This window comes from Streptomyces noursei (assembly GCF_001646665.1).
In the GTDB taxonomy this organism is placed as follows: domain Bacteria; phylum Actinomycetota; class Actinomycetes; order Streptomycetales; family Streptomycetaceae; genus Streptomyces; species Streptomyces lavendulocolor.
On sequence record NZ_LWBU01000290.1, the window covers coordinates 103,942 to 116,927 of the forward strand.

The 12,986-nt window shown below is 73.5% G+C and carries 9 protein-coding genes; 4 read left to right on the plus strand and 5 right to left on the minus strand.

Annotation, left to right across the window (positions count from 1 at the left end; genetic code table 11):
• Positions 1 to 5: 5 nt before the first annotated feature.
• The 3 genes from A4V12_RS22195 to A4V12_RS22205 all read left to right on the plus strand — a co-directional run bounded on the left by A4V12_RS22195 (position 6) and on the right by A4V12_RS22205 (position 5,187).
• Positions 6 to 1,448, plus strand: a complete 1,443-nt coding sequence (locus A4V12_RS22195; protein WP_064071163.1) for an FGGY family carbohydrate kinase — start codon at positions 6 to 8, stop codon at positions 1,446 to 1,448.
• Between the two features lie 65 nt (positions 1,449 to 1,513).
• A complete protein-coding gene (locus A4V12_RS22200; RefSeq protein ID WP_064071164.1) occupies positions 1,514 to 3,247 on the plus strand; it encodes an ABC transporter ATP-binding protein in 1,734 nt (577 codons plus the stop codon).
• On the plus strand, positions 3,247 to 5,187 hold the full coding sequence (locus tag A4V12_RS22205; RefSeq protein ID WP_064071165.1) for an ABC transporter ATP-binding protein: 1,941 nt from the start codon (positions 3,247 to 3,249) through the stop codon (positions 5,185 to 5,187). Before A4V12_RS22200 ends, A4V12_RS22205 begins: the two co-directional genes overlap by 1 nt.
• Positions 5,188 to 5,257: 70 nt before the next feature.
• Here the strand turns inward: A4V12_RS22205 and A4V12_RS22210 are convergent, their stop codons facing one another.
• On the minus strand, positions 5,258 to 6,505 hold the full coding sequence (locus tag A4V12_RS22210; protein WP_064071181.1) for an RNA polymerase sigma factor: 1,248 nt from the start codon (positions 6,503 to 6,505) through the stop codon (positions 5,258 to 5,260).
• A 214-nt stretch (positions 6,506 to 6,719) separates the two neighbouring features.
• On the opposite strand from A4V12_RS22210, the gene A4V12_RS22215 reads away from it, so the two are divergent.
• Positions 6,720 to 7,064: a cupin domain-containing protein gene (locus tag A4V12_RS22215; protein WP_064071166.1), complete on the plus strand. Its 345-nt coding sequence runs from the start codon at positions 6,720 to 6,722 to the stop codon at positions 7,062 to 7,064.
• A gap of 27 nt (positions 7,065 to 7,091) precedes the next feature.
• Here the strand turns inward: A4V12_RS22215 and dnaG are convergent, their stop codons facing one another.
• The 4 genes from dnaG to A4V12_RS22235 form a co-directional block, all read right to left on the minus strand.
• Positions 7,092 to 8,996 (minus strand): DNA primase, encoded by a 1,905-nt coding sequence (gene dnaG, locus A4V12_RS22220; RefSeq protein ID WP_079137246.1) that lies wholly within the window; start codon positions 8,994 to 8,996, stop codon positions 7,092 to 7,094.
• 48 nt (positions 8,997 to 9,044) lie between these two features.
• Complete coding sequence (locus tag A4V12_RS22225; RefSeq protein WP_064071168.1) at positions 9,045 to 10,313, minus strand: NAD(P)/FAD-dependent oxidoreductase; 1,269 nt, start codon at positions 10,311 to 10,313, stop codon at positions 9,045 to 9,047.
• A gap of 168 nt (positions 10,314 to 10,481) precedes the next feature.
• Positions 10,482 to 11,804, minus strand: a complete 1,323-nt coding sequence (locus tag A4V12_RS22230) for a deoxyguanosinetriphosphate triphosphohydrolase (protein ID WP_107415480.1) — start codon at positions 11,802 to 11,804, stop codon at positions 10,482 to 10,484.
• 37 nt (positions 11,805 to 11,841) lie between these two features.
• Positions 11,842 to 12,768: a sirohydrochlorin chelatase gene (locus tag A4V12_RS22235; RefSeq protein WP_064071169.1), complete on the minus strand. Its 927-nt coding sequence runs from the start codon at positions 12,766 to 12,768 to the stop codon at positions 11,842 to 11,844.
• Positions 12,769 to 12,986: the final 218 nt, after the last annotated feature.

Below are 12,986 nucleotides of genomic sequence, written 5' to 3' on the forward strand. Positions count from 1 at the left end.
TCCCCATGGGGATAGTCGCCGGGTTGGACAGTTCGTCGGGTTTCACGCGCATCGTCGTCTGCGACACGGAAACGGGTGCGGTGCTGCGGCAGGGCTACGCGCCGCACCCCGTCGAGCCGAAGGCGACCGAGGTGGACCCGCAGGCGTGGTTGCTGTCGCTGGGCGAGGCCGCGTCGGGCGGGCTGCTGGAGGGTGTGCAGGCCATCGGCGTCTCGGCGCAGCAGCACGGGCTGGTGCCCCTGGACCGGCAGGGGGCGCTGGTGCGGCCCGCGCTGGTGGGCAACGACAAGCGGGCCCAGGTGGCCGCCGCGGACCTGGTGGAGGCCTTCGGCGGCCGTCAGGCGTGGGCGGAGGCCGTGGGCTGCGTGCCGCAGGCGGCGCAGCCGGTGGCGAAGCTGCGGTGGCTGGCGCGTACCGAGCCGGAGGCGGCGGCGCGCGTCGCGGTGGTGATGCAGCCGCACGACTGGCTGGTGTGGCAGCTGTTGGGCCGGCCGGTGCGGCGGACGACGGACCGGGGCGCGGCGTCGGGCACGGGGTACTGGTCGGCGGGCACGGGTTCGTACCGGCCGGATCTGGTGGAGCTGGCGCTGGGGCACCAGGCCGTGCTCCCGGAGGTGCTGGGGCCCGCCGAGGCGGCCGGGATGACCCCGGAGGGGCTGCTGATCTCGGCCGGGACGGGCGAGACGATGGCGGCGGCGCTCGGGCTGGGGCTCGGGACGGGCGACGCGGTGGTGTCGCTCGGGGCGTCCGGTTCGGTGATGGCGGTGCACCACGAGGCGCTGGCCGACCCCCGCGGGATGATCACGGCGTTCGCGGACGCGGCGGGGATGCACCTGCCGGTCGTGCACACGTCGAACGCGGTCCGGGCGCTGCGCGGCACCGCCGAGATGCTGGGTCTGGACGGGGGGTTGGAGGAGCTGTCGGCGCTGGCGCTGAAGTCGACGCCGGGCGCCTCGGGGCTGGTGCTGCTGCCCTATCTGGAGGGTGAGCGCACGCCTCAGCTGCCCCACACGGCCGGGACGCTCAGCGGGTTGCGGCGCGAGTCGATGAAGCCGGAGCACCTGGCGCGGGCGGCGTTCGAGGGCATGCTGTGCTCGCTGGCGGACGCGATGGACGTGCTGCGCGGGCGGGGTGTCGAGGTGCGGCGGGTGTTCCTGCTGGGGGCGGCGGCGGAGCTGCCCGCGGTGCAGGCGGCGGCGCCGGCGATCTTCGGCGCGCAGGTGGTCGTACCCCAGCCGGCCGATTACGCGGCACTGGGTGCGGCGCGGCAGGCGGCGTGGGCTCTGGGGGTGTCGCAGGGCGTGCTGTCGCCGCAGGCGCCGCCGGCCTGGCAGGGCGCCGCGGCCCAGGTCTTCGAGCCCGGCGAGGAGCTGGCGGTCGGCCGGGCGGTGCGCCAGCAGTACGGCGCCACGCGCGAGCAGCTGCACCCGGGGGCGTTCTCGGTCTGAGCCGCGGGGGCAAAGGAGCGGGAAACCGAGTCGTCACGGCGGGCGGGTCCGGCGATAGTTGAAGCGTGCTCAGACAACTTCTCCGGATCCACCTGGCGCCGCACCAGCGGCCCATAGCCCTGTTGGTGGTGCTGCAGCTGCTGCAGACGTGCGCCACCCTCTATCTGCCGACGCTGAACGCGGACATCATCGACAACGGTGTCGTCGTGGGCGACACGGGTTACATCCTCACCTTCGGCGCGCTGATGATCGCGGTGTCGGTGGTGCAGGTGCTCTGCAACATCGGCGCGGTGTACTACGGGGCGCGTACGGCGTCGGCCCTGGGGCGGGACGTGCGGGCGGCGGTCTTCGACCGGGTGCAGTCGTTCTCCGCGCGGGAGGTCGGGCACTTCGGGGCGCCCTCGCTGATCACCCGGACGACCAACGACGTCCAGCAGGTGCAGATGCTGGTGCTGATGGCGTTCACGCTGATGGTGTCTGCGCCGATCATGTGCGTGGGCGGCATCGTCATGGCGCTCGGGCAGGACGTGCCGCTCTCCGGTGTGCTGCTCGCGGTGGTTCCGGTGCTGGGCGTGGCGGTGTCGCTGATCGTGCGGAGGATGCGGCCGCTGTTCCGGACGATGCAGGTGCGGCTGGACACGGTGAACCGGGTGCTGCGGGAGCAGATCACCGGCAACCGGGTGATCCGGGCGTTCGTGAAGGACGCCTACGAGCGGGAGCGGTTCGAGCGGGCGAACACCGACCTGACCGGTGTGTCGATGGCGACCGGCCGGCTGATGGCGCTGATGTTCCCGACGGTGATGACGGTGGTGAACATCTCCAGCGTCGCCGTGGTGTGGTTCGGGGCGCACCGGATCGACGCCGGGGGGATGGAGATCGGGGCGCTGACGGCGTTCCTGGCCTATCTGATGCAGATCGTGATGGCCGTGATGATGGCCACCTTCATGTTCATGATGGTGCCGCGGGCCGAGGTGTGCGCGGAGCGCATCGAGGAGGTACTGCGGACGGAGTCGAGCGTGGTTCCGCCGGTCGCCCCGGTGCGGGAGCTGTCGCGGCGCGGGCATCTGGAGGTGCGGGGCGCGGACTTCCGCTATCCGGGTGCCGAGGAGCCGGTGCTGCGGGGCGTGGACCTGGTGGCCCGGCCGGGCGAGACGACGGCGATCATCGGGTCGACGGGCAGCGGGAAGTCGACGCTGCTCGGCCTGGTGCCCCGGCTGTTCGACGTGACGGGCGGCGAGGTGCTGGTCGACGGCGTGGACGTGCGGGAGCTGGACCCGGTGCTGATGGCGCGGACGGTGGGCCTGGTGCCGCAGAAGCCGTACCTGTTCTCCGGGACGGTGGCGACGAACCTGCGGTACGGCAAGCCGGGCGCGACCGACGAGGAGCTGTGGCACGCGCTGGAGGTGGCCCAGGCCGCCGACTTCGTACGGGAGCTGGACGGCGGGCTGGACGCGCCGGTCGCGCAGGGCGGGACGAACGTGTCGGGCGGGCAGCGGCAGCGCCTGGCGATCGCGCGGACGCTGGTGCAGCGGCCGGAGATCTATCTGTTCGACGACTCGTTCTCGGCGCTGGACTACACGACGGACGCCCTGCTGCGGACGGCGCTGGCGGCGGAGACCGCGGAGGCGACGGTGGTGATCGTCGCCCAGCGGGTGTCGACGATCCGGGACGCCGACCGGATCGTGGTCCTGGACGAGGGCCGGGTCGTGGGGACGGGGCGCCATCACGAGCTGATGGCGGGCAATGAGACGTACCGGGAGATCGTGCTCTCCCAGCTGACCGAGGCGGAGGCTGCCTGATGGCGGGGCCGGCGGGACGGATGATGGCGGCGGCCGGGGGCCCCGACCAGCGGTCGATGGACTTCAAGGGATCGGGGAAGCGGCTGCTGCGGCGGCTGGCGCCGGAGAGGGCCACGCTGCTGGTGATGCTGGCGGCGGGTGTGCTGAGCGTGGCGCTGTCGGTGGTGGGGCCGCTGGTCCTCGGCCGGGCGACGGACCTGATCTTCGCGGGGGTGGTCGGGCGGGAGACGCCGGACGGGCTCACCAAGGAGCAGACGCTGGCGGGCCTGCGGGCCGACGGGAACGACGGGCTCGCGGACATGCTGTCCGGGGTGGACTTCCGGCCGGGCCGGGGCATCGACTTCGGTGCCGTCGGGGACGTCCTGATGGTCGCCCTGGTGGTGTACGTGGTGGCCGGGCTGCTGATGCTGGTGTCGACGCGGATGTCGATCCGGGTGATCAACCGGACCGTGTACCGGATGCGGGAGGACGTGCAGGCCAAGCTGGAGCGGCTGCCGCTCGCGTACTTCGACCGGGCCAAGCGCGGTGAGGTGCTGAGCCGGGCGACGAACGACATCGACAACATCTCGCAGACCATGCAGCAGACGATGGGCCAGTTGATCAACTCGGTGCTCACCATCGTCGGTGTGCTGGCGATGATGTTCTGGGTCTCGCCGCTGCTGGCCCTGGTGGCGCTGGTGACCGTGCCCCTGTCGGTGGTGGTGGCGACCCGGGTCGGCAAGCGGTCGCAGCCGCACTTCGTGCAGCAGTGGAGCTCGACGGGCCGCCTGAACGCCCATGTGGAGGAGATGTACACCGGGCACGCGCTGGTGAAGGTCTTCGGGCGGCAGGACGAGTCGGCGGCGGACTTCCGGGAGCAGAACGAGGCGTTGTACGAGGCCGGGTTCCGGGCCCAGTTCAACAGCGGGATCATGCAGCCGCTGATGTTCTTCATCTCCAACCTGAACTACGTGCTGGTGGCGGTGGTCGGCGGGCTGCGGGTGGCGTCCGGGACGCTGTCCATCGGTGACGTGCAGGCGTTCATCCAGTACTCGCGCCAGTTCTCGATGCCGCTGACGCAGGTGGCGTCGATGGCGAACCTGGTGCAGTCGGGGGTGGCGTCGGCGGAGCGGATCTTCGAGCTGCTGGACGCGGAGGAGCAGGAGCCGGACACGCCCGGCTCCGCCGAGCGCCCCGCCCGGCCGGAGGGGCGGGTGTCGCTGGAGAAGGTGTCGTTCCGCTACGACCCCGACCGGCCGCTCATCGAGGACCTGTCGCTGTCGGTGGAGCCCGGCCAGACGGTCGCGATCGTCGGGCCGACGGGCGCCGGCAAGACCACCCTGGTCAACCTGCTGATGCGGTTCTACGAGGTGACCGGGGGCCGCATCCTGCTGGACGGGGTGGACGCACGGGCGATGACCCGGGACGAACTGCGGTCCCGGATCGGCATGGTGCTCCAGGACACCTGGCTGTTCGGCGGCACGATCGCCGACAACATCGCGTACGGGGCGCCGGCGTCGCGCCGGGTGACGCGGGAGGAGATCGAGGAGGCGGCCCGGGCTGCGCACGCCGACCGGTTCGTGCGGACGCTGCCGGACGGGTACGACACCGTCATCGACGACGAGGGCGCGGGGGTCAGCGCGGGCGAGAAGCAGTTGATCACCATCGCCCGGGCGTTCCTGTCGGACCCGGTGATCCTGGTGCTGGACGAGGCGACGAGTTCCGTCGACACCCGTACCGAGGTGCTGATCCAGAAGGCGATGGCGCGGCTGGCGCACGGGCGGACGAGCTTCGTGATCGCGCACCGGCTGTCGACGATCCGGGACGCGGACGTGATCCTGGTGATGGAGAACGGGGCGATCGTCGAGCAGGGCACGCACGAGGAGCTGCTGGCGGCGCGCGGGGCCTACGCCCGCCTGTACGCGGCGCAGTTCGCGCAGGCGGTGGCGGAGGTCGACTGAGGGACCGGTGCGGACGGCGCGGCGCCGGGCGCCGCGCCGGACGCGCGCCCGGTGGCGCGGGCCCGTCCCGTCAGTCCAGGTAGCCGCGGAGCTGGTCGGCGAAGGCGTGGTCCCGCAGCTTGTTGAGGGTCTTGGACTCGATCTGGCGGATGCGTTCGCGGGTCACGCCGAAGATCCGTCCGATCTCCTCCAGGGTGCGGGGCCGGCCGTCGGCCAGTCCGTACCGCAGCTGGACGACCTTGCGTTCGCGTTCGCCGAGCGTGGACAGGACGGCCTCCAGGTGCTCGCGCAGCAGGAGGAACGCCGCGGACTCGACGGGGGACGCGGCGTCGCCGTCCTCGATGAGGTCGCCGAGCGCGACGTCGTCCTCCTCGCCGACCGGGGCGTGCAGGGAGACGGGCTCCTGGGCGAGCCGGAGCACCTCGCCGACCCGTTCGGGCGGCAGGTCCAGGTGGGCGGCGACCTCGTCGTGGGTGGGTTCGCAGCCGCGTTCCTGGAGCATGCGGCGCTGGACCCGGACGACCCGGTTGATGAGCTCGACGACGTGGACGGGGACGCGGATGGTGCGGGCCTGGTCGGCGAGGGCCCGCGACATGGCCTGGCGGATCCACCAGGTGGCGTACGTGGAGAACTTGTAGCCGCGCGCGTAGTCGAACTTCTCGACCGCCCGGATCAGGCCCAGGTTGCCCTCCTGGACGAGGTCGAGCATGGTCAGGCCCCGGCCGACGTACCGTTTGGCGACGGAGACGACGAGGCGCAGGTTGGCCTCTATCAGCCGGCGTTTGGCCATCCGGCCCATGACGACGAGCCGGTCGAGGTCCAGGGCGAGCTGGGAGTCGAGGTCGGGGGTGCCGGCGAGCTTCTCCTCGGCGAACAGCCCGGCTTCGACGCGGCGGGCCAGTTCGACCTCCTCGGCGGCGGTCAGCAGCGGTATGCGGCCGATCTCCCGGAGGTACTGGCGGAACAGGTCGGAGGACGGTCCGCCGCCGGCCGCCTCGGCCGCGGCACGGCCCCGGGGGGCGGGCGCCTGCTCCGGTTCGTCCCCGTCCGGTACGGCGTCGGGCAGGGTCTCCGGGTGGTGCGGCGGGATGTCCTGCACGGGGACGGCGATGGCCGTGGCCGTGGCCGGGTCGATGTCGGTCAGGGTCTGGGTCTGCACGGGGGCGACCTCCAGGGTGATCGCTGCCGGGTCGGGGGCGTGCGGCAGCGGGACGGCGGCGGCCGTGCCGCTGTTCTCCGTCCCGTACTCGATGAGCGGATCCGCGGGGGTGAGTGGCACACCGTCGGTGGGCCGGCCGCGCTCCGAGGACTCAGGCACCGCCCCCAGTGTGGGGTACGACACATCACCGCCAGTAGGGGCGTGCGGCCACTTTTTGCGACCGGACGGTGACGGGCCGCGCTGTCCCGCGCGGGGCGTCCCCGCGGGGGGCCGGGGGTGGACCCGCCGGGGTGACGGAGTGTCCCGTGCCCGGGGCGGATACCGCACACAGTGTCCGTGCCGGGGGCGGCCGCCGCCTCGTTAGGGTCGCCGCATGACGCACAGTTTCGCTCTCCGCATCGCCGACGCCGAACTCGAACCCGAGCCGCTCGATCCGGAACGGATCGTCTCCGGGACCCCCGAGGTGACGGGCAAGGTGGTGTGGGAGTCGGAGGACGGCAGGCGGATCCGCGGGATCTGGCAGATCACCCCGGGCGTCGTCACCGACACGGAGGCGGACGAGGTGTTCGTGGTGATCAGCGGCTCGGCGACGGTCGAGGTCGAGGGCGGGCCCACGCTGCGGCTCGGCCCCGGCGACATGGGGGTGCTGCGCGAGGGCGACCGGACGACGTGGACGGTGCACCGGACGCTGCGCAAGGCGTACGCGATCGACCTGTGACGCGGGCCCGGGCCGGGCGCTCGGCGCCTAGAGGGCGGCCGCCCCGTGGTTGCGGAGCGACTGGCCGTACTGCTGGAGGACCCACAGCTCGTTCTGGACGGCGGCCAGGTGGTCGGGGTCGCCGTGGGTGCCGAGGCGGGCGAGGGAGCCCTGGACGTCGCGGATGCGGCGGTCGACCGCGCGCAGGCGCACCTGGACGAGCTGGTCGCCGGCGTACGTCTCGTCGACGGTGCGCCCGTGGATGACCTCCACGGCCAGCTCCGTGACCAGTGCCCGGACGGTGTCGTCGGGGGCGGCGTCCCGCACGCGCGCCAGGTACTCGGCGGCCTTGCCGATGCCCTGCTCGGCGCCCCCGGCCTCCGCGATGGTGCGGCGCACCGCGGCGTAGGGCGGGGCGGTGAACTCGTCGGCGCCGTACGCGTCGAAGGCGGGTGAGACGAGGGCGGGGTGCTGGAGCGCCAGCTTCAGCAGTTCCCGCTCGGTGCGGTGGGCCGGGCTGCGCAGGTTCAGCGCCGGGCCGGAGGGGGCGGCGGGGGCCTGCGGCACGGGTGCGGCGCCGCCGGGGCGGGCGGCGGGCGCGGGGCCCCGGCCGCCCCGGTCCCTGGCCCAGCGGGCGAACTGGGCGACGCGCTTGACGACGAACTGGGTGTCGAGGATGCCGAGCATGCCGGCGAGCTGGACGGCGACCTCGTGCTGCGAGGCGATGTTCTTGATGCGGGCGACGACCGGCGCGGCCTCGTCGAGGGCGGCGGCGCGGCCCGCCGGGGTCTCCAGGTCGTACCGGCCGGTGATCTGGCGCAGGGCGAACTCGAACAGCGGGGTGCGCGGCTCGACGAGGTCGGCGACGGCCTCGTCGCCCTTGGCGAGGCGCAGCTCGCAGGGGTCCATGCCGTCGGGGGCGATGGCGATGTAGGTCTCGGCGGCGAACTTCTGGTCGTCCTCGAAGGCCCGCAGCGCGGCCTTCTGGCCGGCGGCGTCGCCGTCGAAGGTGAAGATGACGCGGGCGGAGCCGTTGTCCATCAGCAGCCGGCGGAGGATCTTGATGTGGTCGCCGCCGAAGGCGGTGCCGCAGGTGGCGATGGCGGTGGTGACGCCGGCGAGGTGGCAGGCCATGACGTCGGTGTAGCCCTCGACGACGACGGCCCGGCTGGACTTGGCGATGTCCTTCTTGGCCAGGTCGATGCCGTACAGCACCTGGGACTTCTTGTAGATCGGCGTTTCGGGGGTGTTGAGGTACTTGGGGCCGTTGTCGTCGTCGCGGAGCTTGCGCGCGCCGAAGCCGACGACGTCTCCGCCGACGTCCCGGATGGGCCACATCAGCCGGCCTCGGAACCGGTCGATGGGGCCCCGGCGGCCTTCCTGGACGAGCCCGGAGACGATCAGCTCCTTGTCGGAGAAGCCCTTGCCGCGCAGGTGGCGGGTGAGGTGGTCCCAGCCGGCCGGGCTGTAGCCGACGGCGAAGTGCTGGGCGGCGGCCTGGTCGAAGCCCCGTTCGGCGAGGAACTTCCGCCCGATCTCCGCCTCGGCGCTGTCGAGTTGTTCGACGTAGAACAGGGCGGCGGCCTTGTGGGCCTCGATGAGCCGGATCCGCTCGCCGCGCTGGTGGCCGGGGTTGTACCCGCCCTCCTCGTAGCGCAGGGTGATGCCCGCCTTGGCGGCGAGCCGCTCGACCGTCTCCGAGAAGGAGAGGTGGTCGATCTTCATCACGAAGGCGATGGTGTCCCCGCCCTCCTGGCAGCCGAAGCAGTGGAAGAGTCCCTTGCTGGGGCTGACCTGGAAAGAGGGGGACTTCTCGTCGTGGAAGGGGCACAGGCCCTTCAGGTTGCCGCCGCCGGCGCTGCGCAGCTGGAGGTACTCGGACACGACGGCGTCGATCGGGACCGCGTCCCGTACCGCCTTCACGTCGTCATCGTTGATCCTGCCGCCTGCCACGCATGAATCTTACGGCGGCTTCGGTGATCGTCCGGCGGGGAGCGGGACCTAGGAGCGGGGCACGACGGCCGTGAGCGGTGTGGAGGGGTCGGCGAGGGCCTCGGGGTCCACGGGAGCGCCGGAACGGATGAGCTCCTGGATGACGGGTGTGACGTCCCACACATTCACGTTCATCCCGGCCAGCACCCTGCGGTCCTTGAGCCAGAAGGCGATGAACTCGCGCTTGCCCACGTCGCCGCGGAGCACCACCTGGTCGTAGGTGCCGGGTGGCGCCCAGCCGCTGTACTCCATGCCGAGGTCGTACTGGTCGGAGAAGAAGTACGGGACCCGGTCGTGGCTGACGTCCCGGCCGAGCATGGCGCGGGCGGCGGTGGAGCCGCCGGCCCGGGCGTTGGCCCAGTGCTCGACGCGCAGCCGGGTGCGCAGGAGGGGGTGCTCGGCGGCGGCCACGTCGCCGGCGGCGTGGATGTCGGGGTCGGAGGTGCGCAGGGACGCGTCGACGGCGATGCCGCCGCCGTGGGCGCGGTCGACGAGGGCGAGGCCGGCGTTCTCGGCGAGGGCCGTGCAGGGGGCGGCGCCGACGGCGACGAGGACGGCGTGGGCGGGGTGCTCGTCGCCGTCGTCGGTGCGGGCGGCGAGCACCATGCCGTCCTGGCCGACGATCTCGGTGAGGCGGGTGCCGAAGTGGAAGCGGACGCCGTGCCCGGCGTGCAGGTCGGCGAAGAGCTGGCCCAGCTCGGGGCCGATGACCTGGTGGAGGGGGGGGGGGGCGGGCTCCACGACGGTGACCTCGGCGCCGTATCCGCGTGCGGCGGCGGCGACCTCCAGGCCGATCCAGCCGGCTCCGGCCACGACGAGGTGGCCGTTGTCGCGGCCGAGGGCGGCGAGGGTGCCCTGGAGCAGGTCGGCGTGGGCGAGCCGCCGCAGGTGGTGGACGCCGGCGAGGTCGGTGCCGGGGATGTCGAGGCGGCGCGGTTCGGAGCCGGTGGCCAGCAGCAGCTTGTCGTAGCGGATGGTGGTGCCGTCGCCGAGGCGCACGGACCTGGTGGCGCGGTCGATCGAGGTGACGGGCTGGCCGAGGTGGAGCTCGACGTCGTTCTCCGCGTACCAGGCGGACTCGTGGACGAAGGCGCGCTCGCGGGGCTCCTTGCCGGTGAGGTAGCCCTTGGACAGCGGTGGGCGTTCGTAGGGCGGGTCGACCTCGTCCCCGATGAGGATCACGCGGCCTTTGAAGCCCTCGGCGCGGAGTGTCTCCGCCGCCTTCACCCCGGCCAGTCCGCCACCGACGATGACGAAGGTCTGATCTGCGTCGACCACTGGTTGCCTCCTGGTGGTTCCGGGAACTGTCACGCTACGCCGTCGGCCCCCAGCAGCGTCCCGTACGGAGCGTGATGTTGGAAGAGGACGTCCGACGGAGTCGCCCCGGGGCCGGGGGCGGTGCGGGCCCGGGCGGGGCGGCGGGCACACGGCGGGGCGGCGGCGGGGTCAGCGGCGGCTGGTGAGGCGGGCGTGGAGGGTGCGGGCGGAGGCGTCGGTGAGGGAGGCGATCTGGTCGACGATCACCCGCTTGCGGGCCCGGTCGTCGGGGGCGGTGTCGAACAGGGCCCGGAACTGGGGGTCGAGTCCCTCGGGCGCGCGGGCGGTCAGCGCCTCGGCCAGCTCGGCGAGCACGATCCGCTGGTCCGCGCGGAGCGCCTCCTGCTCGGCGCGCTGCATGACGTACCGGTCGGCGACCGCCTTGAGCACCGCGCACTCGTTGCGCGTCTCGCGCGGTACGACCAGTTCGGCGGCGTACCGGGTGAGGCGGCCCGTGCCGTGCGCCTGGCGGGTGGCGGCCTCGGCGGCGAGGCAGAAGCGGCCGATCAGCTGGCTGGTGGCGTCCTTGAGGCGGGCCTGGGCGGGGGCGCTGCCGTCGTAGCCGTGCGGCCACCACTCCTGTTCCATGAGCCGGTCGAGGGCGTCGGCGAGTTCCTGCGGGGAGGTGCCGGCGGGGACGTACCGCCCGATGGCGACGCGGCAGATGTCGGCGCGCTCGGGTTCGGCGTGGAGCAGGTTGGGGTCGATGTGCCCGGCGTGGAGGCCGTCCTCGAAGTCGTGGACCGAGTAGGCCACGTCGTCGGACCAGTCCATGACCTGTGCCTCGAAGCAGCGGCCGTGCTCGGGGGCGCCCTGCCGTACCCAGGTGAAGACCGGGAGGTCGTCCTCGTAGACCCCGAACTTGGGCGAGTCGGGGTCGGTGGGGTGGCCGCCTCGCTGCCAGGGGTACTTGGTGGCGGCGTCGAGGGTGGCGCGGGTGAGGTTGAGGCCGACGCTGACGGTCCCGCCGGCGGTCTCGTCGCGGACGAACCGCTTGGGTTCGATCCGGGTCAGCAGGCGCAGCGACTGGGCGTTGCCCTCGAAGCCGCCGCAGTCCTTGGCGAAGTCGTTGAGCGCCTGTTCGCCGTTGTGCCCGAAGGGCGGGTGGCCCATGTCGTGCGAGAGGCAGGCGGCTTCGACGAGGTCGGGGTCGCAGCCGAGGGCGGCGCCCAGTTCGCGGCCGACCTGGGCGCACTCCAGGGAGTGGGTGAGCCGGGTGCGCGGGCTGGCGTCCCAGGCGTGGCTGCGGGAGCCGGGGGTGACGACCTGGGTCTTGCCGGCCAGTCGTCGCAGTGCGCTGGAGTGCAGGACGCGTGCCCGGTCCCGCTGGAACGCGGTGCGGCCGGGCCTCTTGTCGGGCTCGGGGGCCCAGCGCTCGGTGGCCGCCCCGTCGTAGGTGCCGTCTGTGCCGTGGGTGTTCCTGGTGCCGTCGGTGCCGTCCATGCCGTTCATGCACTGAAGGTAACCGCAGGGACGGACGGTGAACCGGTCAGGCGGAGACCAGTCGGGAGGAACCGGCCGTGACCGGCGGGTGCGCGAGGGCCTGGTCGTAACGGTGGAGAACGAGCCGGGCGAGTGCGGGGTGGGGCCCGAGGGGTTCGGCGGCGAGCCAGGGGGCGGCGGCCGCGCTGCGGGTGGCGAACAGGCCGGGGGCGGTGAAGTAGGAGGCGACGGCGATGCGGTGGCGGCCCCGGGCGGTGAGCGCGCGGATGGCGTCGGGGACGGTGGGGGTGGCGGCGGAGGCGTAGGCGGGGAGGACGGGTACGCCGCCGAGGCGTTCGCTGAGCAGCCGGGCGGTGCGGCGGGTGTCGGCCGCGGAGTCGGGGTCGCGGGAGCCGGCGGCGGCGAGGACGACACCGGTGCTGCGGCTGGTGCCGTGGGCGGGGCGCCAGCCGGCCTGGGTGAGCCGGGCGAGGAGCGCTTCGACGAGCAGGGGGTGGGGGCCGAGCGGGGCGGCGACGCGCACGCGCAGGTGGGGTGCGGTGGCGGCGGCGCCGGGCAGGTCGTGCTTGACGTGGTGACCGCGGCTGAGGAGCAGCGGTACGAGGACGGCGTCGCCGTGCGGCAGGCCGGCGAGGGTGTCGGTGAGCAGGGGGGCGTTCAGCTCGATGTGGCCGAGCCGGACGGGCAGGCCGGGCCTCAGTTCGCGGACCCGGTCCAGGAGGGCGTTCGCGGTGGTCAGCGCGCGGGGGTCGCGGCTGCCGTGGGCGACGGCGACGAGGGTGGGCGGGTGGGGAGTGCTCATGGGTCTGCGCGTTCCGTTGAGGTGGAGGTGGGTCAGCTGGGAGCCGAGCTGCGCGGTGATGCGGCTGAGCAGTTGGGAGGTGGTGTCGAGGGGCTGGGGCGCGAGCGGGTGGGGCGCGGGCGGGGGCGGCGCGAGGGGGTGGGGCGTGGGAGGGTCGGCCGGCTCCGTCATGAACCGATGGTGACGGACGGGTGTTGCCGGGGCGTTGCGTGGCGGTGACGGGTGTTTTCCGCGGGCTCACGGGGCGCGCGGTCGCCGTGTCGGGGCGGGGCGGGGGGGGGCCGGGCGGGGGGGGGGGGGGCGCGGGGGGGGGGGGGGGGGGGGGGGGGGGGGGGGGGGGGGGGGGGGGGGGGGGGCGGCCGGGCGCCCCCCCCGCGGGGGGCGGCGGG

What these genes read in the sequence shown, in the direction of transcription:
- A4V12_RS22235 (WP_064071169.1), bottom strand. Translation starts at nt 12,768, where the DNA reads ATGACGGAGCCGGCCGACCCTCCCACGCCCCACCCCCTCGCGCCGCCC.
- A4V12_RS22195 (WP_064071163.1), top strand. Translation starts at nt 6, where the DNA reads ATGGGGATAGTCGCCGGGTTGGACAGTTCGTCGGGTTTCACGCGCATC.
- A4V12_RS22215 (WP_064071166.1), top strand. Translation starts at nt 6,720, where the DNA reads ATGACGCACAGTTTCGCTCTCCGCATCGCCGACGCCGAACTCGAACCC.
- A4V12_RS22205 (WP_064071165.1), top strand. Translation starts at nt 3,247, where the DNA reads ATGGCGGGGCCGGCGGGACGGATGATGGCGGCGGCCGGGGGCCCCGAC.
- A4V12_RS22230 (WP_107415480.1), bottom strand. Translation starts at nt 11,804, where the DNA reads ATGAACGGCATGGACGGCACCGACGGCACCAGGAACACCCACGGCACA.